The 23,800-nt window shown below is 53.7% G+C and carries 28 protein-coding genes and 1 tRNA gene; 24 read left to right on the forward strand and 5 right to left on the reverse strand.

Annotated elements, in window-relative coordinates; genetic code table 11:
• Nucleotides 1-10 precede the first annotated feature (10 nt).
• The 19 genes from FDX24_RS15595 to ldtA all read left to right on the forward strand — a co-directional run bounded on the left by FDX24_RS15595 (nt 11) and on the right by ldtA (nt 15,200).
• Nucleotides 11-643, forward strand: coding sequence for a cobalt-precorrin-8 methylmutase (locus FDX24_RS15595; protein ID WP_137364579.1), 633 nt, complete (start codon nt 11-13; stop codon nt 641-643).
• Nucleotides 640-1,779: a cobalt-precorrin-5B (C(1))-methyltransferase CbiD gene (gene cbiD / locus FDX24_RS15600; protein ID WP_137364580.1), complete on the forward strand. Its 1,140-nt coding sequence runs from the start codon at nt 640-642 to the stop codon at nt 1,777-1,779. Before FDX24_RS15595 ends, cbiD begins: the two co-directional genes overlap by 4 nt.
• Nucleotides 1,773-2,378: a cobalt-precorrin-7 (C(5))-methyltransferase gene (locus FDX24_RS15605; protein ID WP_048211986.1), complete on the forward strand. Its 606-nt coding sequence runs from the start codon at nt 1,773-1,775 to the stop codon at nt 2,376-2,378. The genes cbiD and FDX24_RS15605 overlap by 7 nt, the downstream gene beginning before the upstream one ends.
• Nucleotides 2,368-2,937 (forward strand): decarboxylating cobalt-precorrin-6B (C(15))-methyltransferase, encoded by a 570-nt coding sequence (locus FDX24_RS15610; RefSeq protein ID WP_048211985.1) that lies wholly within the window; start codon nt 2,368-2,370, stop codon nt 2,935-2,937. The genes FDX24_RS15605 and FDX24_RS15610 overlap by 11 nt, the downstream gene beginning before the upstream one ends.
• Nucleotides 2,930-3,703, forward strand: coding sequence for a cobalt-precorrin-4 methyltransferase (locus tag FDX24_RS15615; RefSeq protein ID WP_005123046.1), 774 nt, complete (start codon nt 2,930-2,932; stop codon nt 3,701-3,703). The genes FDX24_RS15610 and FDX24_RS15615 overlap by 8 nt, the downstream gene beginning before the upstream one ends.
• Complete coding sequence (cbiG, locus tag FDX24_RS15620; RefSeq protein ID WP_061067717.1) at nt 3,684-4,739, forward strand: cobalt-precorrin 5A hydrolase; 1,056 nt, start codon at nt 3,684-3,686, stop codon at nt 4,737-4,739. The genes FDX24_RS15615 and cbiG overlap by 20 nt, the downstream gene beginning before the upstream one ends.
• A complete protein-coding gene (locus FDX24_RS15625; RefSeq protein ID WP_048211983.1) occupies nt 4,739-5,464 on the forward strand; it encodes a precorrin-3B C(17)-methyltransferase in 726 nt (241 codons plus the stop codon). Before cbiG ends, FDX24_RS15625 begins: the two co-directional genes overlap by 1 nt.
• Nucleotides 5,461-6,246 carry a cobalt-precorrin-6A reductase gene (locus tag FDX24_RS15630; protein WP_048211982.1) on the forward strand — a complete coding sequence of 262 codons (786 nt, stop codon included), beginning with the start codon at nt 5,461-5,463 and terminating at the stop codon, nt 6,244-6,246. The genes FDX24_RS15625 and FDX24_RS15630 overlap by 4 nt, the downstream gene beginning before the upstream one ends.
• A 10-nt stretch (nt 6,247-6,256) precedes the next feature.
• Nucleotides 6,257-7,051, forward strand: a complete 795-nt coding sequence (locus FDX24_RS15635; RefSeq protein ID WP_048211981.1) for a sirohydrochlorin cobaltochelatase — start codon at nt 6,257-6,259, stop codon at nt 7,049-7,051.
• Nucleotides 7,048-7,761, forward strand: coding sequence for a cobalt-factor II C(20)-methyltransferase (locus FDX24_RS15640; protein WP_005123035.1), 714 nt, complete (start codon nt 7,048-7,050; stop codon nt 7,759-7,761). The genes FDX24_RS15635 and FDX24_RS15640 overlap by 4 nt, the downstream gene beginning before the upstream one ends.
• Entirely contained in the window at nt 7,758-8,495 is a 738-nt protein-coding gene (gene cbiM / locus FDX24_RS15645; protein WP_048211980.1) for a cobalt ECF transporter S component CbiM, read from the forward strand. Before FDX24_RS15640 ends, cbiM begins: the two co-directional genes overlap by 4 nt.
• 2 nt (nt 8,496-8,497) lie before the next feature.
• Complete coding sequence (locus FDX24_RS15650; protein ID WP_003030289.1) at nt 8,498-8,779, forward strand: energy-coupling factor ABC transporter substrate-binding protein; 282 nt, start codon at nt 8,498-8,500, stop codon at nt 8,777-8,779.
• Entirely contained in the window at nt 8,766-9,443 is a 678-nt protein-coding gene (locus FDX24_RS15655) for an energy-coupling factor ABC transporter transmembrane protein (RefSeq protein ID WP_048211979.1), read from the forward strand. Before FDX24_RS15650 ends, FDX24_RS15655 begins: the two co-directional genes overlap by 14 nt.
• Nucleotides 9,444-9,451: 8 nt before the next feature.
• Nucleotides 9,452-10,267 (forward strand): energy-coupling factor ABC transporter ATP-binding protein, encoded by an 816-nt coding sequence (locus FDX24_RS15660; protein ID WP_061067720.1) that lies wholly within the window; start codon nt 9,452-9,454, stop codon nt 10,265-10,267.
• Nucleotides 10,264-11,784, forward strand: a complete 1,521-nt coding sequence (locus FDX24_RS15665) for a cobyric acid synthase (RefSeq protein WP_061067721.1) — start codon at nt 10,264-10,266, stop codon at nt 11,782-11,784. The genes FDX24_RS15660 and FDX24_RS15665 overlap by 4 nt, the downstream gene beginning before the upstream one ends.
• Nucleotides 11,781-12,326 carry a bifunctional adenosylcobinamide kinase/adenosylcobinamide-phosphate guanylyltransferase gene (gene cobU / locus FDX24_RS15670; RefSeq protein ID WP_137364581.1) on the forward strand — a complete coding sequence of 182 codons (546 nt, stop codon included), beginning with the start codon at nt 11,781-11,783 and terminating at the stop codon, nt 12,324-12,326. Before FDX24_RS15665 ends, cobU begins: the two co-directional genes overlap by 4 nt.
• Nucleotides 12,323-13,066 (forward strand): adenosylcobinamide-GDP ribazoletransferase, encoded by a 744-nt coding sequence (gene cobS, locus FDX24_RS15675; protein WP_061067722.1) that lies wholly within the window; start codon nt 12,323-12,325, stop codon nt 13,064-13,066. Before cobU ends, cobS begins: the two co-directional genes overlap by 4 nt.
• A 24-nt stretch (nt 13,067-13,090) precedes the next feature.
• A complete protein-coding gene (cobT, locus tag FDX24_RS15680) occupies nt 13,091-14,155 on the forward strand; it encodes a nicotinate-nucleotide--dimethylbenzimidazole phosphoribosyltransferase (protein WP_137364582.1) in 1,065 nt (354 codons plus the stop codon).
• A 118-nt stretch (nt 14,156-14,273) separates the two neighbouring features.
• Nucleotides 14,274-15,200, forward strand: coding sequence for a L,D-transpeptidase (ldtA, locus tag FDX24_RS15685; RefSeq protein ID WP_048211973.1), 927 nt, complete (start codon nt 14,274-14,276; stop codon nt 15,198-15,200).
• 23 nt (nt 15,201-15,223) lie between these two features.
• Here ldtA and FDX24_RS15690 read toward each other — a convergent pair whose 3' ends face one another.
• The 4 genes from FDX24_RS15690 to FDX24_RS15705 form a co-directional block, all read right to left on the reverse strand.
• The gene (locus FDX24_RS15690; RefSeq protein WP_048211972.1) at nt 15,224-15,913 is read right to left on the reverse strand and encodes an ABC transporter ATP-binding protein; all 690 of its coding nucleotides are present in this window, start codon (nt 15,911-15,913) and stop codon (nt 15,224-15,226) included.
• Nucleotides 15,914-15,923: 10 nt separating this feature from the next.
• The gene (locus FDX24_RS15695; protein WP_048211971.1) at nt 15,924-17,612 is read right to left on the reverse strand and encodes an iron ABC transporter permease; all 1,689 of its coding nucleotides are present in this window, start codon (nt 17,610-17,612) and stop codon (nt 15,924-15,926) included.
• Nucleotides 17,596-18,633 carry an extracellular solute-binding protein gene (locus tag FDX24_RS15700; RefSeq protein ID WP_048211970.1) on the reverse strand — a complete coding sequence of 346 codons (1,038 nt, stop codon included), beginning with the start codon at nt 18,631-18,633 and terminating at the stop codon, nt 17,596-17,598. Before FDX24_RS15700 ends, FDX24_RS15695 begins: the two co-directional genes overlap by 17 nt.
• Before the next feature lie 235 nt (nt 18,634-18,868).
• Entirely contained in the window at nt 18,869-19,741 is an 873-nt protein-coding gene (locus tag FDX24_RS15705; protein ID WP_061067726.1) for a LysR family transcriptional regulator, read from the reverse strand.
• Between the two features lie 107 nt (nt 19,742-19,848).
• Between FDX24_RS15705 and FDX24_RS15710 the strand changes: the two genes are divergently transcribed.
• The 3 genes from FDX24_RS15710 (at nt 19,849) to FDX24_RS15720 (ending at nt 21,976) form a co-directional block, all read left to right on the forward strand.
• Nucleotides 19,849-21,027 (forward strand): MFS transporter, encoded by a 1,179-nt coding sequence (locus tag FDX24_RS15710; RefSeq protein ID WP_137346217.1) that lies wholly within the window; start codon nt 19,849-19,851, stop codon nt 21,025-21,027.
• Nucleotides 21,028-21,178: 151 nt separating this feature from the next.
• On the forward strand, nt 21,179-21,388 hold the full coding sequence (locus tag FDX24_RS15715; RefSeq protein WP_061067728.1) for a 4-oxalocrotonate tautomerase family protein: 210 nt from the start codon (nt 21,179-21,181) through the stop codon (nt 21,386-21,388).
• Nucleotides 21,389-21,463: 75 nt separating this feature from the next.
• Nucleotides 21,464-21,976: an AbrB family transcriptional regulator gene (locus FDX24_RS15720; RefSeq protein ID WP_082193760.1), complete on the forward strand. Its 513-nt coding sequence runs from the start codon at nt 21,464-21,466 to the stop codon at nt 21,974-21,976.
• A gap of 45 nt (nt 21,977-22,021) precedes the next feature.
• Here FDX24_RS15720 and FDX24_RS15725 read toward each other — a convergent pair.
• Nucleotides 22,022-22,097 (reverse strand) — tRNA-Asn (locus FDX24_RS15725).
• Nucleotides 22,098-22,103: 6 nt separating this feature from the next.
• Between FDX24_RS15725 and FDX24_RS23865 the strand changes: the two genes are divergently transcribed.
• Together FDX24_RS23865 and FDX24_RS15730 are read left to right on the forward strand one after the other, a co-directional pair.
• Nucleotides 22,104-22,211: a DUF5951 family protein gene (locus tag FDX24_RS23865; RefSeq protein ID WP_353622658.1), complete on the forward strand. Its 108-nt coding sequence runs from the start codon at nt 22,104-22,106 to the stop codon at nt 22,209-22,211.
• 46 nt (nt 22,212-22,257) lie between these two features.
• Entirely contained in the window at nt 22,258-23,745 is a 1,488-nt protein-coding gene (locus tag FDX24_RS15730) for an EmmdR/YeeO family multidrug/toxin efflux MATE transporter (RefSeq protein ID WP_225807936.1), read from the forward strand.
• Nucleotides 23,746-23,800 lie beyond the last annotated feature (55 nt).

Below are 23,800 nucleotides of genomic sequence, written 5' to 3' on the forward strand. Positions count from 1 at the left end.
GGACAACAAAATGCACTATATCCAGCAGCCTCAAGCAATTGAGGCCAAAAGTTTCGACATCATTGGTGAGATTATCAGTGAAACCCGCCCGGACTATCAGTTTGCCAGTCCGTTGCATGAAGCCATCATCAAGCGGGTGATCCACACCACCGCGGATTTCGACTGGCTGGACATTCTGTGGTTTTCCAGCGATGTGCTGGAACAGTTTTGCGCTGCATTGAGTCGTCCGAGCGTGATTTATACCGATACCACGATGGCGCTTTCCGGGATCAACAAAAACCTGCTGGCAAAATTCGGTGGCGAATGCCGCTGTTACATCAGCGACCCACGTGTGGTGCGGGCAGCAAAAGAACAGGGGATCACTCGTTCAATGGCTGCAGTCGACATTGCCGTGAAGGAAGAGGGCGAAAAACTGTTTGTCTTTGGCAACGCGCCAACCGCGTTGTTCCGACTGCTGGAACATGATGCACCTGTCAGCGGTGTGGTTGGCGTACCGGTAGGATTTGTTGGCGCGGCGGAGTCGAAGGATGCCCTGACACAAAGTCATCTGCCCGCCATTGTCGCATTAGGTCGCAAAGGTGGCAGTAACGTCGCCGCCGCTATCGTCAACGCCATGCTTTATCACATGCAGGGGGCGCGATGAGCGACCAGTCCTTCGATACGCCAGTGTGGCACAACGGTAAAGCGCTGCGTAAAGGATACACCACGGGATCGTGTGCGACGGCGGCGGCAAAAGTCGCTGCGTTGATGGTGCTGCGCCAGCATCTGATCCATCAGGTTTCCATTGTGACGCCTTCCGGGGTGACGTTATGCCTGAACGTGGAGTCACCGCATATCGAAGGGCAGCAGGCGATTGCCGCCATCCGCAAAGATGGTGGCGATGATGTGGACGCCACGCATGGGATGCTGATCTTTGCCCGCGTGACGTTAGACGATAGCAAAGAGATCGTCTTACAGGGCGGTGAAGGTGTCGGTACGGTGACCCGTAAAGGGATTGGTTTGCCGGTGGGCAGTTCGGCGATTAACCGGACACCTCGTCAGACCATTGAGTCCGCAGTACGTGAAGCGATTGGACCAAATCGCGGGGCAAAAATTGAGATTTTTGCGCCTGAAGGTGAAGAACGGGCGCAAAAAACCTACAACTCGCGGCTGGGGATTCTGGGCGGTATTTCGATCATTGGTACCACGGGCATTGTTACGCCGATGTCAGAAGAGAGCTGGAAACGTTCGCTATCGCTGGAGCTGGAGATCAAACGCGCGGCAGGGCTGGCTCGCGTAGTACTGGTACCGGGTAATCACGGCGAACGTTTTGTGCGTGAGCAAATGGGGATCGACACACAGGTTGTGGTCACTATGAGCAACTTTGTCGGTTACATGATTGAAGAAGCGGTACGCCTGGGATTCCGCCAGATCGTGCTGGTCGGCCACCCCGGCAAACTTATCAAAATCGCGGCAGGGATCTTCCATACCCACAGTCATATCGCTGATGCCCGCATGGAAACGCTGGTGGCTCACCTCGCATTACTTGGCGCGCCGTTGGAACTGCTGACGCTGGTCAGCGACTGCGATACCACCGAGGCGGCGATGGAACACATCGAAGCGTATGGTTTCCAGCACATTTATGACCATCTGGCCAGGCGCATCTGTATGCGCGTCCTGCAAACGTTGCGTTTTACCAAAAATCCCCCGACCTGCGACGCCATCATGTTCTCTTTTGATAACCAGGTGCTGGGGAGCAATCGCCCGATCGCCGAGATCGCTGAGGAGATGCAATGTTAACCGTTGTAGGGATGGGGCCCGCAGGGTTGCATTTGATGACGCCGGTGGCGCGCGATGCGGTTGCAATGGCCGATGTGCTGATCGGTGGCAAGCGACATCTGCAGCAGTTCCCGGATTTTGCCGGTGAGCGGTTTGCTCTTGGCGCCAATATTCCGGAGCTATTGAACTGGATAGGCGAACATCAGGCGCAAAACGTGGTGGTGCTGGCATCCGGCGACCCGCTGTTCTACGGCATTGGCACGCGGATGGTGGCGCATTTTGGTATTGAAAATGTGCGCATTATTCCCGGCATTAGCGCGGTGCAGTATCTGTGTGCGCAAGCTGGTATTGATATGAACGACATGTGGCTCACCAGTAGCCATGGTCGCAGTGTCTGTTTTGATGAACTGGCGCGACATAACAAGGTTGCGATGGTGACCGACGCGCTGTGTGGTCCGCGTGAAATTGCACAGCAGTTGGTTGCCAGAGGCAAAGGACATCGCTGGATGGTGATTGGCGAAAACCTGGCGATGGACAATGAGCGTATCCACTGCCTGCCTGTGAGCAAAATTACAGCCGACTATGACATGAATGCAGTGGTGATACTCGATGAAAGATGAGCTTTTTCTACGTGGAGAGAAAGTGCCGATGACCAAAGAAGCGGTACGCGCACTTGCCCTCTCAAAACTTGAATTACACCGCGCCAGTCACCTGATTGATATTGGTGCCGGAACCGGCAGCGTGTCGATAGAAGCCGCGCTGCAATACCCAGGATTACGCGTGACGGCAATTGAGCGTAATCCGGATGCGCTCAGGCTGCTGGACGAAAACCGTCAGCATTTTGCCTGCGCAAATATCGACATTTTTCCAGGTATCGCGCCGATGACTATCGCGGAAAAAGCTGATGCCATTTTTATGGGCGGCAGCGGCGGCCATTTGACCGAACTGATTGACTGGTCAATGCGTCAATTGCATCCCGCAGGGCGGTTGGTGATGACATTTATCCTTCAGGAAAACCTCAACACCGCGCTGGCTCATCTGGACCGTCCTGGCGTACAGGGCGTGGATTGCCTGCAACTGCAGGTTTCCTCACTTACCACGCTGGGTAGTGGTCACTATTTCAAACCGAATAACCCCGTATTTGTTATCGCCTGTCAGAAGGAAGGAACCCATGTCTGAGATTTTTGATCCCCGTAGTGTGTGGTTTGTTGGCGCAGGTCCTGGCGATCGCGAGCTGATTACCCTCAAAGGGTACCGGTTGCTCCAGCAGGCACAGGTAGTTATCTATGCCGGATCGCTGATTAACACTGAATTACTGGAATATTGCCCGGCCGGAGCGGAATGTCATGACAGCGCCGAACTGCATCTGGAGCAGATCCTTGATCTGATGGAAGCGGGTGTGAAAGCCGGTAAAACCGTCGTGCGTTTGCAAACCGGTGATGTTTCCTTATATGGCTCCGTGCGTGAGCAAGGCGAAGAGTTGACTAAACGCGGGATCGACTGGCAGGTGGTGCCTGGCGTTAGCGCATTCCTGGGCGCGGCTGCGGAGTTGGGCGTCGAGTATACCGTACCGGAAGTGTCGCAGAGTTTGATCATTACCCGTCTGGAAGGTCGCACGCCGGTACCGGAACGTGAACAACTGGAGTCGTTTGCCAGTCACCAGACATCGATGGCGATTTATCTTTCCGTCCAACGTATCCACCGGGTTGCTGAGCGTCTGATTGAAGGCGGTTACCCGGCGGCCACGCCAGTGGCGGTGATCTACAAGGCAACCTGGCCGGAAAGTCAGACCGTGCGCGGTACCCTGGCAGATATTGGCGACAAAGTTCGCGACGCAGGGATCCGTAAAACGGCGCTCATTCTGGTCGGTAATTTCCTGGGCTCGGAGTATCACTACTCCAAACTCTATGCGGCGGATTTTAGCCATGAATACCGTAAAGCCTGAATCACTTGCGCTATTTTGCCTGACCCCCGGCGGCGTTGTGCTTGCTAAACGTCTGGCGGCGATGCTGCCGGTAACCTGTTTTACCAGTGAAAAGCTGCTGGAGGAGGGGTTTATTCCCTTCGAAAACGGCTTTGCTAATACCGCCCGCGAAGCGTTTGCGAATTACTCGGCGCTGATTTTTATCGGGGCGACCGGCATTGCGGTGCGCGTGCTGGCCCCGCTGGTCAACGACAAATTTTGCGATCCGGCAGTGGTGGTCATTGATGAACGTGCCCAGCATGTCATTAGCCTGCTCTCCGGTCATGCGGGAGGAGCTAATGCTCTGGCGCGTTATCTGGCGGGGATGCTGGGGGCCGACCCGGTCATTACCACCGCGACGGATGTTAACGATATGGCGGCGCTGGACACGCTGGCGTTTCAGTTAAATGCCCGTATGAATGATTTCCGCTCGGCGGTCAAAATTGTTAACCAGATGCTGGTCAGCAACAAACGGGTTGGTCTGTGGTGGGACGACGAACTGGCACAGGACGTCAGCCATTGCGACCGCCGTGGATTTATCACGGTGACCGACCTCAATCAGCTTCCTGAACTGGATGCGCTGATTTGTATTACCTTGCGCAACAATCTGCCTGAGCTGCCAGTTGTGCACTGGAAGCTGGTACCGCAGCGAGTGGTTGCCGGAATTGGCTGTCGTCGGGATACGCCGTTTCCACTGTTAGCAGCGCTACTGGCACGTCAACTCGAAGCACAGCGCTTCGACCCGCTGGCGTTAAAAGCCATTGGCAGCATCACGCTGAAAAAAGACGAACAAGGGCTTATCCAGTTGGCCTCCTGTTGCCGCGTGCCTTTCGAAACCTTTACCGCTGACGCGCTGCGTGAGCATGAACACCGTTTTCCGGCCTCATCGTTTGTTCGCAAAACGGTGGGTACAGGAAGCGTTTCCGGTCCTGCAGCCTGGCTGCTGAGCCACGGACAACTGTTAGGCGAGACCCTGCGAGAACAGGGCGTCACGATCACTTTGGGAGTTTCACACTGATGTTAAGCGTAATTGGAATTGGCCCTGGCTCGCAGGCAATGATGACCATGGAAGCCGTTGAAGCATTGCAGGCAGCGGAAATCATCGTGGGTTATAAAACCTACACCCATCTGGTAAAAGCGTTCACAGGCGACAAGCAGGTGATCAAAACCGGGATGTGCAAAGAGATTGAACGCTGTCAGGCAGCGATCGAACTGGCGCAGGCGGGTCACAACGTGGCGTTGATCAGCAGCGGTGACGCTGGGATTTACGGTATGGCCGGGCTGGTGCTCGAACTGGTCAGCAAGCAAAAGCTGGACGTTGAGGTCCGGTTGATACCTGGCATGACCGCAAGTATTGCCGCCGCTTCTTTGCTGGGTGCGCCGCTAATGCACGACTTCTGCCACATCAGCTTAAGCGATCTGTTAACGCCATGGCCGGTTATCGAAAAACGCATTATTGCTGCCGGTGAAGCTGACTTCGTTATCTGTTTCTACAACCCACGCAGCCGGGGTCGCGAAGGACATCTGGCGCGTGCATTTGAACTGCTTTCCGCCAGCAAGAGCGCACAAACGCCGGTTGGTATTGTGAAGTCAGCCGGACGTAAAAAGCAGGAAAAATGGCTGACCACGCTCGGTGATATGGATTTTGAACCGGTGGATATGACCAGTCTGGTGATCGTGGGCAATAAAACAACCTATGTTCAGGACGGCCTGATGATCACGCCACGAGGTTATGTGCTGTGAATTATGGTGATGTGCTGGTCATGGGCGGCACCAGCGACGCGCGCATGCTGTGCCAGCAACTGGATGCGGCAAACGTGGCCTACACCCTGTCAGTTGCGACCCCGACGGGAAAGCAGCTGGCGGGAGACATCAAAGGTCAGGTGCGCTGCGGGCGTCTGGAACGTGAGCAAATGATTGCCTGGCTGCAGGAAAATCGGACGCGCTGGGTGATCGATGCCTCGCATCCTTACGCCGAGGTAGTGAGCCGCAACATCATGAATGCCTGCGAAGCGGCGGGCGTACTGCTGAGTCGCTATCAGCGCCCTGAACAGTTAAGCGGTTTAACCCACCCGCACCTGTATACCGTACAGAGCATTCAGCAAGCCAGCGAGGTTGCGCGGCGCTTCGGTGACCGCGTGCTGCTGACGACCGGCAGTAAAGATCTGGCCATCTGGCGCGAAGAGTTGCCTGAAAAAACGTTGCTGGCGCGCGTCCTGCCTGTACCCGAAGTCATTCAGCAATGCGCGGACCTGGGATTTGGCGTCGGTGAGATCTTTGCGCTGTGCGGACCGTTTAGCGCCGAGTTCAACGCTGCGTTTTATCGCCAGTGTCAGGCTGATGTGGTGATCACTAAGGCATCAGGCGCGGAAGGGGGGTATCAGGAAAAAGTGCAACCCTGTCTGGATGCTGGTATCCCCTGCATCGTGATTACACGCCCGGCACCGTTGGTGACGGGAGAAGAATTACTGGAAAGTCAGGCTGCCTTTGCGGCGCGTTTAACGCGCTGGCTGGCCGCTGCTTAAGGAGTTAGAGATGAAAAAGGCGCTTCTGGTGGTCAGCTTTGGCACCAGCTATCACGACACCTGCGAGAAGAATATTGTGGCCTGTGAGCGCGATCTTGCAGCCAGTTGCCCTGACCGCGACCTGTTCCGGGCGTTTACCTCAGGGATGATTATCCGCAAGCTCAAGCAGCGTGACGGCATTGAAATCGACACGCCGCTGCAGGCGCTGCAAAAGCTGGCGGAGCAGGGGTATCAGGATGTCGCGATTCAGTCGCTGCACATCATCAACGGCGACGAATACGAAAAAATTGTCCGCGAAGTACAAAGTATGCGCCCGCTGTTTTCTCGCCTGACGCTGGGTGTACCACTACTGAGCAGCGTTGAAGATTACGCACAGCTGATGCTGGCGCTGCAACAGCAGATGCCGGCGCTTGGCGAAAATGAAAAAGTGGTCTTTATGGGGCACGGGGCCAGCCATCACGCCTTTGCTGCCTATGCCTGTCTTGACCACATGATGACGGCGCAGCGCTTCCCGGCTCGCGTAGGTGCAGTGGAAAGCTACCCGGAAGTTGAGGTGCTGATCGAAAGCTTAGGTCAGGAAGGCGTGACGGCGGTTCATCTAATGCCGCTAATGCTGGTTGCAGGCGACCACGCTATCAATGATATGGCCTCCGATGAAGAGGATTCGTGGAAAACGTTGTTTAACGCAGCAGGCATTCCAGCTACGCCATGGCTCAGCGGTCTGGGTGAGAATCCGGCGGTTCGTGCCATGTTCGTCGCCCATTTACAGCAAGCGCTGAACGTAGCGTTGGAGGAAGCAGCATGAGTGGCAAATTGTATGCACTGAGCACCGGGCCTGGTGCTGCCGATCTGATAACCGTGCGCGCAGCACGCACGCTTGGGGCGCTGGATATTCTTTATGCGCCAGCCGGGCGTAAAGGTGGCGATAGTCTGGCGTTGTCGATTGTGCGGGAGTATATCGGTGAGCAGACCGAGGTTCGCTGCTGCCATTTCCCGATGAGTGCCGACAGTGCTGAAAAAGAGGCCGTCTGGGATGAGGTCGCTGCTGCGTTGGTACAGGAAGTGGAAGCGGGTAAACAGGTAGGTTTTATTACCCTCGGCGACGCCATGCTGTTCAGCACCTGGGTCTTTTTACTGCAGCGTATTGGTTCGCCTGACTGGTTAGAAATCGTCCCGGGCGTGACCTCTTTCGCTGCGATTGCCGCGCGTTCGAAAACTCCGCTCGCCATGGAGCAACAATCGCTGGCAGTGGTCTCCTGTACCGCGCCGGAAGCTGAAATTCAGCAGGCGTTAAAGCAGCATGACAGCCTGGTGCTGATGAAAGTGTACGGTCGTTTTGCGCGCATCAAAGCGCTGCTGCAACAAGAAGGCTTGTTGGACTGTGCACTGATGATGTCTGAAGCCACGCTGCCGGGCGAGCAGTGCTGGCGCCATCTCGACGAGGTGAGCGACGATCAGCCGCTGCCTTATTTCTCGACCATTCTGGTCAACAAACAGTGGGAGTATGCACAATGAAGCTTGAACAACAGCTAAAACAGCTGTCTTTCAGCGGGTTGGCAGCGGCGCTATTACTGATGATTGTTCCTGAGCAAGCGTTCGCGATGCACATTATGGAAGGCTTTTTGCCACCGATGTGGGCGCTGGCATGGTGGCTGCTGTTTTTACCCTGCCTGTGGTACGGGCTGGTGCGCCTGCGCCAAATCGTGCAGGAAGATAATCACCAGAAAGTTTTACTGGCACTGTGCGGCGCCTTTATTTTTGTGCTGTCGGCGCTGAAAATTCCTTCCGTTACCGGAAGTTGTTCACACCCTACCGGCGTAGGCCTGGCGGTTATCCTGTTTGGACCAGGCGTAGTGGCCATCCTCGGGGCAATCGTTTTGCTGTTCCAGGCTCTGCTGCTGGCGCACGGTGGTTTGACGACGCTTGGCGCTAACGGTATGTCGATGGCGGTAATCGGCCCGGTTGTTGGGTATATGGTGTGGAAGTTGGCCTGTCGCGCGGGGTTCCGCCGTGATGTTTGCGTCTTCTTGTGCGCGATGCTGGCGGATCTTGTCACCTATTTCGTCACCTCAGTGCAACTGGGCGTGGCGTTCCCGGATCCGTCTGCTGGCGCTACCGGTTCAATCATTAAGTTCATGGGAATTTTCTGTCTGACGCAGATCCCCATCGCGATTGCGGAAGGGTTACTCACCGTGCTGATTTACGATCAGCTAACCAAACGCCAGTTAATAACCGCACAAGGACATTAACGATGAAAAAGACGCTGATTATATTGGGCATGGTAGTGGCGCTGGTGATCCTGCCGTTCTTTATCAACCACGGTGGTGAATACGGCGGCTCGGACGGTGAGGCGGAGAGTCAGATTCAGGCTATTGCCCCGCATTATGAGCCGTGGTTCCAGCCGTTATATGAACCGGCAAGCGGTGAGATTGAAAGCCTGCTGTTTACGCTCCAGGGATCGCTGGGCGCAGCCGTAATTTTCTACATATTGGGTTACACCAAGGGCAGGCAACGTCGTGATGACCGGGCTTGACAGGCTTAGCTATCAAAGCCGCTGGTTTCATGTCTCACCGGTGCGGAAATTTCTGCTCTGGCTAATGATGATGATTCTGGCCTTTACTCTGCCCCCGCTGGGGCAGGGTATCGAGATGTTGCTGATAGCGGCGCTCAGTTGCTGGCTGCTGCGGGTTTCTTTCTGGCGCTGGTGTCGCTGGATGGCGTTACCGTTTGGCTTTCTGCTGGTGGGCGTCGTGACGATTTTGTTTAGCGTCAGTCGCGACCCGCATACCTTACTGGCCAGCGTACCCGTGGGCAGCTACTGGTTGGGCGTTAGCGCCCCAGGACTTGTCACCGCCAATGAAACCTTCTGGCGCAGCCTGGCTGCGCTGGCGGCAACGTTCTGGCTGGTGCTGAATTTACCGTTTCCGCAGTTAATTATCCTGCTCAAACGTGCACATGTCCCACGACTGATGACCGAGCTGATTCTGCTGACCTGGCGCTTTATTTTTATCCTGTTAGACGAGGCACTCGCCATTCATCGCGCACAAACGCTGCGTTTTGGTTATCGTAGCTTGCCATTAGGCTATCGCTCGCTGGCGATGCTGGTGGGATTATTGTTTACCCGCGTGTTGATCCGTTATCAGCAAATGACCACCACACTGGATATCAAACTGTATCAGGGTGATTTTCACCTGTAAGGAAAAGTATGCTTGCCACCTCAGCGCTTTGGTTTCGCTACCAGGATGACCCGATTCTCAAAGGGCTAACGCTGGACTTTTCTCAACATGCCGTCACCGGACTGGTGGGGGCCAATGGCTGTGGGAAGTCCACGCTGTTTATGAACCTGAGCGGTTTACTGCGCCCACAACAGGGGGCGGTGATGTGGCAAGGAAAACCACTGGATTACAGCAAGCGCGGCCTGCTGGCGCTACGTCAGCAGGTGGCAACGGTATTTCAGGACCCCGATCAGCAAATCTTTTATACCGACATCGACAGTGACATCGCGTTTAGCCTGCGTAATCTTGGCGTGGACGAGGCTGAAATTGCCCGTCGGGTGGACGATGCCTTGACGCTGGTCGACGCCCAGCATTTTCGCCATCAGCCGATTCAGTGCTTAAGCCACGGGCAAAAAAAACGCGTGGCGATTGCCGGGGCGCTGGTGCTGCAGGCGCAGTATCTGTTACTGGATGAACCCACCGCCGGTCTCGACCCATCAGGGCGTACGCAGATGATCGAGATTATCAAACGCATTGTGGCGCAAGGAAATCATGTGGTTATTTCCAGCCATGATATTGATCTCATCTATGAAGTCAGCGATGCGGTGTATGTTTTACGTCGCGGAGAAGTGCTGACGCACGGTACGCCGGGTGACGTGTTCGCCCGTACCGATCTTATTGAACAAGCCGGGTTAACTCAGCCATGGCTGGTGAAATTGCACACCGAGCTGGGCTTCCCGCTGTGTAAAACAGAGGCTGAATTTTTTAGTTGTATGCGAGAGAACGCACTGAAGGAGGCGTCATGACGCAGGCGATAATGTTGCAGGGAACGGCATCTGATGTGGGTAAAAGCGTGTTGGTCGCCGGGCTGTGTCGAATTTTTTATCAGGATGGGCTGCGTACCGCGCCGTTCAAATCGCAAAACATGGCGCTGAACTCTGGTATTACGCCAGAGGGCAAAGAGATGGGCCGCGCGCAAATTTTTCAGGCTGAAGCCGCTGGCATTACGCCAGATGTGCGTATGAATCCGGTGCTGCTTAAACCGACCAGCGACCGTAAAGCGCAGGTTGTGCTGATGGGCAAAGTGGCAACCGATATGGATGCGGTCAGTTACCACGAGTACAAACCGCGTCTGCGGGATCAAATCCTGTCAGTTTATAACAGTCTGGCGCAAGAGTTTGATGTGCTGGTGCTGGAGGGGGCGGGAAGCCCGGCCGAGATTAACCTGCGCGATCGCGATATCGTCAATATGGGCATGGCTGAAATGGCGCAATGTCCTGTGATTTTGGTGGCGGATATCGACCGTGGCGGGGTGTTTGCCTCCATTTACGGCACGCTGGCGCTATTGCACGATCATGAACGCGCCAGGGTCAAAGGGGTGATCATCAATAAATTTCGCGGCGATGTGGCGCTGCTGTATTCCGGTATTGAGCAAATTGAAGCGCTGACCGGGGTGCCGGTACTGGGCGTCATGCCATGGCTGGATGTGGATCTGGAAGATGAAGATGGCGTTGCGCTGCAAAAGGGCAAATATTTGCGCACTGATAAACGCGACATCGACATCGCCGTTGTGCAAATCCCGCACATTTCTAACTTTACTGATTTCAATGCGCTTGCCGCACAGCCGGATGTGCGCGTGCGCTATGTGCGCCAGCCTGAAGAACTGGCGGGGGCCGATCTGGTGATTCTGCCCGGCAGCAAAAATACGCTGGGCGATCTTGTGTGGCTGCGTGAGAGCGGAATGGCGCACGGCGTCGTGCAATTGCATCGTAATAACGTGCCGGTGGTGGGGATTTGCGGCGGCTATCAAATGCTCGGCGATACGATCATCGATGAAGTGGAGTCAGGGCTTGGCACGCTGCCGGGTCTGGGCTTGCTCAATACCGTCACCCATTTTGCCCAGCACAAAACCACCACTCTGGTTGAGGGAAAAATGTCCTCCTCGCTGCCTGACTGGCTGGCGGGCGCGGCGGGGTTATCCGTTCGTGGTTACGAAATCCATATGGGCGAAACGACGTTAACCGAAGAATGCCGGTCGGTGATGACGCTGCGCAAAGACGGAGGCAATGTGGCTGACGGCGCGGTTACGCCGGATGGCCTGGCGTTTGGTACTTATCTTCACGGTCTGTTCGACAGCGATGAATTTACCCGGGCGCTGGTTAATGGCCTGCGCGTACGTAAAGGGTTAGCACCGCTGGATTCCACCTTCCATTACGCGCAATATAAATCGCAGCAGTTTGATCTGCTGGCGGATGCGATGCGGCAACACATCGATATTGAGAAAATTTATACCATCATGCAGCAACACCGGGAGCCCGTATGATGATTCTGGTTACCGGCGGTGCGCGTAGCGGCAAGAGTCGACATGCGGAAGCGCTGATCGCGGATTCTCCAAACGTTTTGTATATCGCGACTTCGCAGATCTTTGATAAGGAGATGGCGGCGCGAATTCAGCATCATCGCGATGGACGCCCTGCGCACTGGCGTACAGCTGAACGCTGGCAACATCTCGATGAGCTGATAACGGCAGAAAACGATCCGCAAGAAGCCATTTTGCTGGAGTGCATTACCACGATGGTGACCAATCTGCTGTTTGCACTGGGCGATGACAGTGACCCGGATAGCTGGGATTACGCGGCGATGGAGCAGTCGATCGAGGATGAGATCCGTTCGCTGATTGCTGCCTGTCAGCGCTGCCCGGCAAAGGTTGTGCTGGTGACCAACGAAGTGGGAATGGGGATTGTTCCGGAGAACCGTCTGGCACGGCATTTTCGCGATATTGCAGGACGCGTGAATCAGCGACTGGCGGCAGCAGCCGATGAGGTCTGGCTGGTGGTATCAGGAATTGGAGTCAAAATTAAATGAGTAAGTTGTTCTGGGCAATGCTCTCTTTTATCAGTCGCTTGCCCGTTCCTGCTCGCTGGTCGCAAGGACTGGATTTCGAGCACTATTCACGTGGCATTGTGATGTTCCCGCTGATTGGCGTGGTGCTGGGCGGGCTTACGGGGCTGGTCTTTATGGCGCTACAGGCCTGGTGCGGTATCCCACTGGCGGCGCTGTTTGCAGTGTTGACCCTGGCGCTACTGACCGGCGGTTTTCATCTTGATGGCCTGGCGGATACCTGTGACGGTATTTTCTCTGCCCGTCGACGCGAACGGATGCTGGAGATCATGCGCGACAGCCGGCTGGGAACCCACGGCGGACTGGCGCTAATTTTCGTGTTGCTGGCAAAAGTGCTGGTAGTGAGCGAACTGGCTTTGCGTGGCACACCGATGTTGGCGGCGCTTGCTGCGGCTTGTGTCGCCGGGCGGGGCTGTGCTGTTTTGCTGATGTATCGACATCGTTACGCGCGCGAAGAAGGGCTGGGCAACGTCTTTATCGGCAAAGTCTCCGGGCGTCAAACCTGCGTCACGTTGGGATTTGCGGCGATCCTTGCCGCCGTACTGCTTCCCGGTATGCGTGGTGTGGCAGCACTGGTCGTTACGTTGGTGGCGATCTTCATTCTTGGGCAGTTATTAAAACGCACGTTAGGTGGGCAAACCGGCGATACGCTGGGTGCGGCCATTGAACTTGGCGAGTTGGTTTTCCTGCTGGCTCTGCTTTGAGTCAGTCAACATACTGGAACCCTTATGCAGACTTTATCCTCTTTACTTCACGCGATCCCTTCTCCCGATAGCGCTGCAATGTTGCGCGCGCAGCAACATATTGATGGCCTGCTTAAGCCGCCGGGAAGTCTTGGGCGACTCGAATCTCTCGCTGTGCAACTGGCCGGTATGCCTGGCCTGAAGGGTGTGCCGCATGTGAATGGCAAAGCGATGCTGGTGATGTGTGCCGATCATGGCGTGTGGGATGAAGGGGTTGCCGTTTCGCCTAAAATCGTCACGGCTATTCAGGCTGCTAATATGACGCGTGGGACGACCGGCGTTTGCGTGCTGGCTGCTCAGGCGGGGGCAAAGGTACATGTGATTGATGTCGGCATCGATGCTGAACTCATTCCCGGCGTGGTGAATATGCGCGTGGCGCGCGGCTGCGGTAATATTGCTCAAGGCCCGGCAATGCGCCGTTCTCAGGCCGAGGAACTGCTGCTGGAAGTTATCCGTTATACCCATGAGCTGGCCAGGGATGGCGTAACGCTGTTTGGCGTCGGTGAACTTGGTATGGCCAATACGACCTCCGCGGCGGCAATCGTCAGCGTATTGACCGGCAGCGATGCCGAGGATGTGGTCGGTATCGGCGCTAACCTGCCGCTCTCGAGGGTAGGCAATAAGGTTGATGTTGTACGGCGAGCCATTGCCGTCAATCAGCCGGATCGCAATGACGGTATTGATGTGCTGGCAAAAGTGGGTGGTTTTGATCTTGTCGGTATGGCGGGGGTGATGTTAGGTGCGGCGTCTTGCGGTCTGCCGGTCATCCTGGATGGTTTCCTGTCTTATTCGGCGGCACTGGCTGCCTGTCAGATAGCGCCGGAGATTAAACCTTATCTGATCCCGTCGCATTTCTCCGCCGAGAAGGGTGCTCGTACTGCACTGGCGCACCTGGAACTGGAGCCGTATCTCAACATGGGAATGCGTTTAGGCGAAGGCAGTGGTGCCGCGCTGGCGATGCCCATTGTTGAAGCGGCCTGCGCGATGTATAGCAATATGGGGCAGTTAGCTGCCAGTAATATTGTATTACCGGATGGCAAAGAAGCGTAGCCGCTCACGACCCCGCTTTATGGCGGGGGTTTTTATGTGCATTCTCGTCGTAACCCCCTAAAACAGATAAAAAAGCTATACTTAATGGATATCTGCTGCGACGAAGGAAAGGAAAAAGATGCGTCGTGTAAAACTGCTGTGTGCTCTTGTTATGCTGCTCGCGAGTCAGGGATCGCAGGCGGTGAGCTACCCATTGCCTCCTGAGGGCAGCCGTCTGGTGGGAAGCCCTTTGACGATAACGATTCCCGCTGGTAATACTCAGCCCCTGGAGGCTTTTGCCGCACAGTATGGACAGGGATTGAGCAATATGCTCGAAGCCAATCCTGGTGTGGACGTATTTCTGCCAAAGTCGGGTTCCACACTGGTGGTGCCACAACAGTTGATATTGCCTGATACCGTACGTGAAGGCATCGTCATCAACGTCGCAGAAATGCGGCTCTACTATTACCCTGAGGGTGCTAATACGGTAGAGGTATTACCTATTGGTATTGGGCAGGCCGGGAGGGAAACTCCGCGCAACTGGGTCACAGCGGTCGAACGTAAACAGGAAGCACCAAGCTGGACGCCCACGGCAAATACCCGGCGGGAGTATGCTGCTCGTGGGGAAAGCTTACCGGCGTTTGTGCCTGCCGGGCCTGACAATCCGATGGGACTGTACGCTATCTATATCGGCAGGTTGTACGCCATCCATGGTACTAATGCCAACTTCGGTATTGGGCTACGCGTGAGCCAGGGTTGCATCCGTCTGCGTAATGACGACATCAAATACCTGTTTGATACTGTGCCAGTTGGCACGCGTGTTCAGATTATTGACCGACCGGTAAAATTCAGCACCGAGCCAGACGGTAGCCATTGGGTTGAGGTTCATGAACCGCTGTCCCGCAATCGCTCCGAATATGAATCTGACAGAAAGGTTCCGCTGCCCATCACCCCCGTTTTGCGTACTTTTATCAGCGGGAATGACGTGGATGTGAATCGTGGGAATCAGGCGCTGGAACGCCGTTCCGGGATGCCGGTGAATATCAGTCTGGTGCAGACACATTAGCGATGCCACTACGCGGCTCTTTCTTAGCCCTGACTATGGTGGGCCGCTTTTTTAAGCTGATACTGACCCATTTTCACAAAACCGATATGGTCCGCCATCAACTGAGCTTCGTGCTCGCTGTGGGTAACCAGCAGCGCGGTCTGGCCTGCGGCGCGTAAAATATCCCGAACCTCATTACCAAGGCGCTCGCGTGTGCGCTTATCCAGGCTGGAGAAGGGCTCATCCAGCAGTAAAATTTCTGGGTGTGGCGCCAGCGCGCGGGCTAACGCGATGCGCTGCTGCTGCCCGCCAGAAAGTTCATGAGGGTAATGGTTAGCATGACTGTGCAATTCCACCATTTTCAACAGCTCCGTCACTCTGGCCTGTTGCGCTTCACGTGGCATACGCCGTAAACCAAAGGCGATGTTTTGTTGTGCGGTCAGATGGGGAAATAAGGCGTATTCCTGAAAGACCATGCCGACATGACGTTTTTCCGGGGGCAAATGAACGCCGGGGCCAGCGATACGCCGCTCTGAGACATAGATCTCTCCACACTGCAGTCGTTCAAAACCGGCAACTGCACGCAACACCGTTGTTTTCCCGCAGCCTGAAGCGCCAAGCAGACAGGCAATTTCTCCTTTGCGTACCGACATTGAGAATCCGCTCAGGACCGGTTGCTGGCTGTTGCCGTAGGCAACGTGCACGTCCTGGAGTCGTAATGCGATTTCTGACATTGTTGCTCTCTTAACCACGGCGAGTCATCTGGTGACGCACCAACAATATAACGGGCAGTGTACCTGCTAAAACAATCATTAGCGCGGCGATAGCACCTTCTTCATAGGTCCCGCGGGCCGCTTCTGCATACAGCAGAGTGGCCAGCGTTTCGAAATTTACCGGGCGCAACAGCAGCGTTGTTGGCAGTTCTTTCATCGCATCGGCAAAAACCAGCAATGCGCTGCTCACTAATGCCGGACGCAGTAACGGAAAATGAACGCGGGCAAATGTTCCGGCACCGTTTTCGCCGAGCAATCGTGAAGCCTGTTCGAGTGACGGCGGGATGCGGCCCAGACCGGAGTCCAGCGCGCCGATGGCAATTGCCTGGAAACGCATCGCGCAGCAAATGACCAACAAAATACCGCCAGACATCAGCGGTAACCCGCGAATATCCAGTAAGTCGGCCAGCCAACGATCGACAGCCATCGCTGGGGGCAAAAAACCAATCGCCAGAATCGTTCCGGGCACCGCATAACCGAGGGAGGCCAGACGCATCACGCCACGACGAAAGCCAGGCATCGCGTTGTCTGCTGCGCTATGGCGTGCGCTCCAGGCCACCAGCAAGCTGACGCAAATCACCACCAGCGTGGTGCCTGCTGCCAGCAAGAGCGTATTTTGTAATGCTGAAAGCAACGAGGCGGAAAGGGGGCTCGTGTCCCCTAAGCGTTTGGCACTTTCCCACATCAAAAAGAGAACCGGGGCCACAAAGCCCAATATAACCGGTAGCGAAATGACCGCGCCGAGTAGCCAGCCACGCCAGCCGGGCACGCGAGTGGGTTGGATTTCCCGCAGGCTGCGGCTGCTGAATCCTTGCTTTCTGCGTCCGTAAAATTCCAGTGTCAGAATGAAGAAGATAAACATCAGCATCATGCAGGCGATTTGTGCGGCGGCGGATAAATCAGAGCGAGAGATCCACGTGGTGTAGACGGTAACGGTTAACGTTTGTACGCCGAGGAACTCCGATGCACCAATATCGTTGAGCGTTTCCAGAAGTGCCAGGCTGATGCCGACAGCCAGTGCCGGGCGCGCCATTGGCAGGGCGACCCGGAAGAACGTCCCGGCAGCGCTGCATCCCAGCGTGCGGGCAGCCTCCAGTAAATGGGCCGGTTGACTGATAAAGGTGGCGCGGGTCGTCAGGTAGACGTAAGGATAGAGCACTAAACCGAGCAAAATAATCGCGCCGGAAAGCGAACGCAAATCCGGTAGCCGGAACTGTCGTGGACTGTCAAAGCCCAGCAGGAAGCGGATAAAGGTTTGCAGAGGGCCAATCGGATGCAGTAGATCGAGCCAGGCAAAGGCGACGATGTAGGTTGGCATCGCCAGCGGCAGCAGCAACGCCCAACTGAGGATCTTACGTCCAGGAAAGTCCCATGCTGTGATGGCCCAGGCGCTGCCTACGCCAATCACGCCAACCAGCACGGCCACGCCGGCTAACAGCAGTACGGTATTTTTTAATGCTGCAGGCAGCACAAACGTAATGAGATTGTCCCAGTGCGATAAATCCGACTGGGTAGCTTGCCAGATAAGCGCAATGATGGGAGTCAGGACGCCAAGCGCAATGCAAAGCGCCCCAAGGTGCAACGGCGTTAATAATGACTGCGGCCCGGAAACCAGGCCGCGTAACGTCGGAAACTGTAGAAGTTTATTGATCGAATCCAACTTTATCTACCAGCAGACTTGCTTGTTTACGGTATTTCACGATTTCGGTTAACGGAATTTTATCGACATCGATCTCACCAATTGTGGCATTGATCACCGGATCGAGAGTGACACCTTTCAGTACCGGGTATTCGAAGTTCGCTTTTGCGTACTGCTGCTGGGCAGGTGCGGAAACCAGATATTCCATCAACTTAACGGCATCGGCTTTATTGGGGGCATAGCGTGCTACTGCCGCGCCGCTGATATTGACGTGCGTGCCGCCATTTTCAAAGGTTGGCTTAACGACTTTAATTGCATCGCCCCACTGACGTGCATCGCTGCCTTCTTTGGCGTTTTTCATATGGCCGACGTAATAGGAGTTCGCCAGGCCAATATCGCAAATACCCCCGAGGATATCGCGGGCAACGTCACGGTCGCCGCCAGTCGCTTTACGTGCCAGATTCGCTTTCACGCCACGCAGCCATTCTTCCGTTTTTGCTTCGCCGTGATGGGCAATCATCGCGGCGATCAGCGCCGTATTGTACGGATGCTGACCGGAACGAATACAAACCTTACCTTTGTACTCGGGGCTGGCGAGCTGTTCGTAATGCCAGTTATCGATTGGCATTGACTTCTCGGCGTACAACACTCGCGCACGCATTGACAGCGCAAACCACTGATTATCCGCACCGCGGAGATTGGCCGGAATAGCCGCTTTCAGTGCTTCTGACTCCACGGGTTGTGTCACACCCGCTTCGACTAAATCGATAAGGTTCCCGGCGTCAACGGTCATCAGCAGGTCGGCAGGGGAGTTTTTACCTTCCGCTTTAACACGCTCAAGCATGCCGTCCTTGATATAGACCGTGCTGACTTTTATACCGCTGGTTTTCGTCCAGCTATCAAGCAGGGGCTGAATCAGGCCCGGTTCACGGGTGGTATACAGCGTTAACGCATCCTGGGCGAAAGCCGGCAGGCTGACAGAGAGGACGAGAGCAGAAGCAAGCGTGATACGGCGCAGTCCAGTGCGAGGCAGAGCATTCATCGTTTATATCCCAGCGTAATTGGAACGTACAGTGACCCGGGCAGGGGCTCATTTTTTGCCTGCGTACAATAAATGATAATCACTAGCAATTACAATCATTGCAAAGTGTAAATAATTTACATTTACATAACTTTAATCAACGGTGTGAAGTGGCCTGTCCCTGTTATGGATAAGATATTTAGCATCCATGAATACACTGGGTCGCCGGCTGCCTGGCGTTACCAGGCGTAATCACTTAAGCCCGCGTAATAAACGAGACAAAGTGATTAAGTACCCGGCTGACTTCGCGGCTTTTTAGCCATATCATCATGGTGTTCACTTTACCTATCTGTGGCGTAATCATATGACTGCGGACAGGGAAGTTATTCTCATACTGTCTGACAACATTTTCTGGCAATAGCGCAATCCCCATCCCGGCACTCACACAGCCAAGGATCGCCTGAAAAGAGCCAAATTCCAGAGGATCGGCGTAATCGATCCCCTGTAGGCGCAGCCATTCTCCCAGGCGGGAGCGATAGTTGCACCCTTTAACAAAAACCAGCGGCCTTGTCACCTGGAGGTCAGCGCCAGTAATGACATTCTGGTGCTCTGCCGCTGTTACCAGTACCAGCGTTTCCTGACATAACACGTGTGATTGCAGGGGCGAATTTTCCATATGCAGTCCCTGATGATCGGCAACGAATGCGATTTCCAGTTCATTGTTCAGAATGTGTTGCACCAGCGCCTCAGTAGGGGAGGTTTTCAGGTTTAACTCAATGGAAGGCATTTCGCGGTGGAAATTCGCCAGTATCGAAGGGAGACGTACCGCTGCGGTCGTTTCCATTGCACCAATTCGCAATGGTCCCGCCACTTTTGTTCCCAGCATCGACAATTCTGCTTCCTCTAACAACGCCAAAATTTTGTTGGCGTAACGCAGAAGCAGTTCGCCCTCAGGGGTAATGTAGAGTCGATTTTTCTCGCGCACAAACAGAGAGACATCAAGGCTGGCTTCCAGCTGTTTAAGGCGGGTTGTGACATTCGAAGAAACGCAGTTCAGACTACGTGCAGCAGCGGATATGGAGCCCGTTTCCGCCACCGTTTTAAACAAGTTCAGAGAGGTACTGTTCATAGAAGCATCACTCAAAGTGAATGTTTTCGTTATTTTTATTAACTTTTTATTATCATTTCCTTGTGTAAGATAACAATCAAACTTAATTCGTCTTTTGAGGCCAAAATATGGATCTCGATCACAGTGCTGTTGGCCTCCGTCAGTTGAGTACTGCTGTATTTGGTATGATCGTCTTGACCTTAGGAATGGGCATTGGGCGCTTTTTATATACGCCTATGCTCCCGCTTATGCTTCATGAAGGACTGTTTACCTTTTCACAATTATCCATAATTGCCAGCGCCAACTACGCAGGTTACCTTGTTGGCAGCCTCCTTTTCTCTTTTGGTATTTTTAGCGCTGTCAATAAGTTAAGAGTGTTGTTACTGGTCTCAGCACTACTTACCGTCGTGCTGATTTTTTTGATGGCAAAAGTGACCCAGCCAGAAATTATTTTGTTAATCAGGTTCCTCGCAGGTGTGGCAAGCGCGGGAATGATGATATTTGGTTCAATGCTGGTCCTTCAGCATACTCATAACCCTTTTGTTATCGCCTCTTTGTTTTCGGGCGTAGGAATGGGCATTTTTATCGGCAATGAATATGTCATTGCTGGCGTATCCTACGCCTTAAATTCACATGTGTTGTGGATTGGCGCAGCCATAATTTCAGCGATACTTTTCGTCATACTGACGATGCTATTGCCGAAAGATAAGTATATGATCTCCTCAGTAAAAGCTGCCGCAGGCGCGGAGTCGGATATCCAGTGGTGGAATTTAGCCTTACTGTATGGCCTGGCGGGGTTCGGTTATATCATTGTCGCCACGTATTTGCCGTTAATGGCCAGGGGGGGTGGCAACACTTTTTTAGCCGACCATATCTGGTCTATTGTCGGCCTTGCTGTTATTCCTGGCTGCTATGGCTGGCTCTGGGCTGCTCGCAAATGGAATATATTATCCTGCCTGAGCGTTAACTTAATTGTGCAAGCGAGTTGCGTAGTCATGGCCATATTTATTAACTCGCCACTGCTGTTAACCATTAGTTGTATTGGATTTGGCGGCACATTTATGGGTACAAGCTCTTTGGTCATGCCGCTGGCTAGAAAAATAAGCGCACCCGAGAAGATTAATCTCCTCGGTCTTGTTACGCTGACATATGGGATAGGGCAAATCCTCGGCCCATTAGTTGTCAGTGTCTTTCAGAGTAATAAAAATGGGATGACCTACTCCATATTGCTGGGGGCAGCCTCGTTATTTATCGCAGCAGCGATTAGTTATTGGCAATACAACAAAGTTAAATATTCTGGAAAATAATGATAATAGTTATATTTCAGCTAATAACCTTAATAGTTCTTGCGGCAGAACTCGTTTTCAAAAGCAGTATGACTCTGTTCTGCTGTTTAACGGGTTTGCGCTCTTCTCTCTGTGCGCATTTCCCATAATTATCTGGTTTACAGGAGTTTTTATGCCCTATGTAAATATTAAGATCACCAATGAAGGTGTTACCGATAAACAAAAGAAACAGCTGATGGAAGGTGTTACTCAGCTACTGGTGGATGTGCTTAACAAAAATCCTGACACCACTATTGTGGTTATTGACGAAGTCGATACTGATAATTGGGGAATTGGTGGCGTACCGGTGACCGAATTGCGTGAAAAAGCCAGCAAAGAGTGAATCTGATGGCGGGGGGCGTGGGCTCCTCGCCTGATATCAGTTTGTGATAGAACAATTGACCTGGAGAGGGCGTCGATGAGAGTGTTGGCAGGTATTATCCTCTGTTTTCTCGTCGGGCAGGGATTCACGTTCTGTAATGTTCCACTGGGTATGATGTTTGGTGCCCTCTTTACCGTGATTATACTTAAGCGGGTTGGGATCTCCGTAACCTCAATGCCGGGGAGTATAACGGTCATCCAGCTTTCTCTCGGTATCTCAATCGGGATGATGTTTAGGGATTTTTCATATGGTGAACATCGCCAGTTCAGTCTTTTTTTTGCTCTGTTATTACTTTGCTTATCTTTGCAATTTACCTTGAGCTACTTCTGGTGTGTGCGGCGGTTGGGCTGGAGTAAAGAAGAGGCGCTTTTGGGTGCGGTGCCCGGAGCGATGGCGGCGGTGCTGGCGCTAGCCTCCCATATTAAGACTCCGCCACAAAAAATTGTTATCTCGCATTCTCTGCGTCTCATTACCCTGACGTTTCTGGCTGGCTATTTACAGCCCGACTGGAAGCCATTCTGGCCTGATGTTTTAGTCGCAATGCCATAATAACAAAAAGCCCGCTCAAGTTTCCTTAAGCGGGCTTCTTAAATATGGCTCCTCTGACTGGACTCGAACCAGTGACATACGGATTAACAGTCCGCCGTTCTACCGACTGAACTACAGAGGAATCGTTGTGGAGGCTTATCTTAGCGGCGAAAAAACTTTTGTCAAACCCCAATTCCTACATTGGGGATCAATTGGTGCTTCTCTCGACAGTTTGTTGCATTTACAGACATTTTAAATGGAAAAAACTTTGCAGCTTTTTTGATTCTCCCTCATCATTTGAAATGAGGTTTCAACTTTCTTCATTAAGGTCCACTTTGAACGTCTCCGCAGCCTTACGCCAGGTCGCATCCCGCACGCCCTGGTATGCCAAACGCAAGCGTTATAAAGTTCTCTTTTGGCGCGAAATTACCCCGCTTGCTGTCCCCATTTTTCTGGAAAACACCTGTGTACTCTTGATGGGAGTACTGAGCACTTTCCTGGTGAGCTGGTTGGGTAAAGAAGCTATGGCAGGCGTCGGACTCGCCGACAGCTTCAACATGGTCATCATGGCATTTTTCGCCGCCATCGACCTTGGCACGACGGTGGTGGTTGCTTTTAGTCTCGGAAAGCGCGATCGCCGACGCGCCAGAGCCGCAGCCAGACAATCACTGGTTATTATGACGATATTTGCTGTCGTACTGGCGGCGGTGATTCACTATTTCGGTGAGCAGATTATTGATGTCGTTGCAGGAGAAGCCACCCCTGATGTAAAAGCACTGGCACTTACCTATCTGGAATTAACAGTGCTCAGCTACCCTGCGGCGGCAATTGCGTTAATTGGCAGCGGCGCACTGCGCGGTGCCGGAAATACCAAAATACCGTTATTGATTAACGGTGGTATGAATATCCTGAACATTATTATCAGTAGCATCCTGATCTACGGCATTTTTTCCTGGCAAGGGCTGGGATTCGTCGGCGCAGGTCTGGGGTTGACGATTTCACGTTACATTGGTGCCATCGCCATTATATGGGTGCTGATGATTGGATTTAACCCAGCGCTGCGCATTCCCCTGAAGAGCTATTTTAAACCGCTGAATCTTGCCATCATCTGGGAAGTCATGGGGATTGGTATTCCTGCCAGTATAGAGTCAGTCCTGTTTAACGGTGGCAAGTTACTTACGCAGATGTTTGTTTCGGGTATGGGTACCAGCGTAATTGCCGGTAACTTCATTGCCTTTTCGATAGCGGCACTGATCAACCTGCCGGGAAACGCTTTAGGTTCCGCGTCTACTATCATTACTGGCAGACGTCTGGGAAATGGACAGATTGCTCAGGCGGAAATCCAGTTGCGGCATGTATTCTGGCTCTCCACAATCGGATTAACCGCCATCGCCTGGCTAACCGCCCCGTTTGCTGGCGTGATGGCTTCGTTTTACACCCACGATCAGGATGTAAAAGAGGTCATTGTCATCCTGATTTGGCTGAACGCGGCATTTATGCCGATATGGGCAGCATCATGGGTTCTTCCTGCTGGATTTAAAGGTGCACGTGACGCCCGTTTCGCTATGTGGGTCTCCATGTTGGGGATGTGGGGCTGTCGTGTTGTCGCCGGCTACACCCTCGGGATCGTATTAGGATGGGGGGTCGTTGGCGTCTGGATGGGGATGTTCTTCGACTGGGCAGTACGGGCCGCGTTATTTTACTGGCGAATGGTCACAGGCCGTTGGCTGTGGAAATACCCACGTTCTGAACGTGAAAAGTGTATAAAACAACCGTCTACGTCTGAATAAACGACGAAATGAAGAATATTTCAGCAAACGATCGCGAATATCCATTCAGGCTTTG

Origin of the sequence: Citrobacter sp. wls716 (assembly GCF_005280975.1) — a bacterium.
GTDB classification, from domain to species: Bacteria; Pseudomonadota; Gammaproteobacteria; order Enterobacterales; family Enterobacteriaceae; genus Citrobacter; species Citrobacter youngae.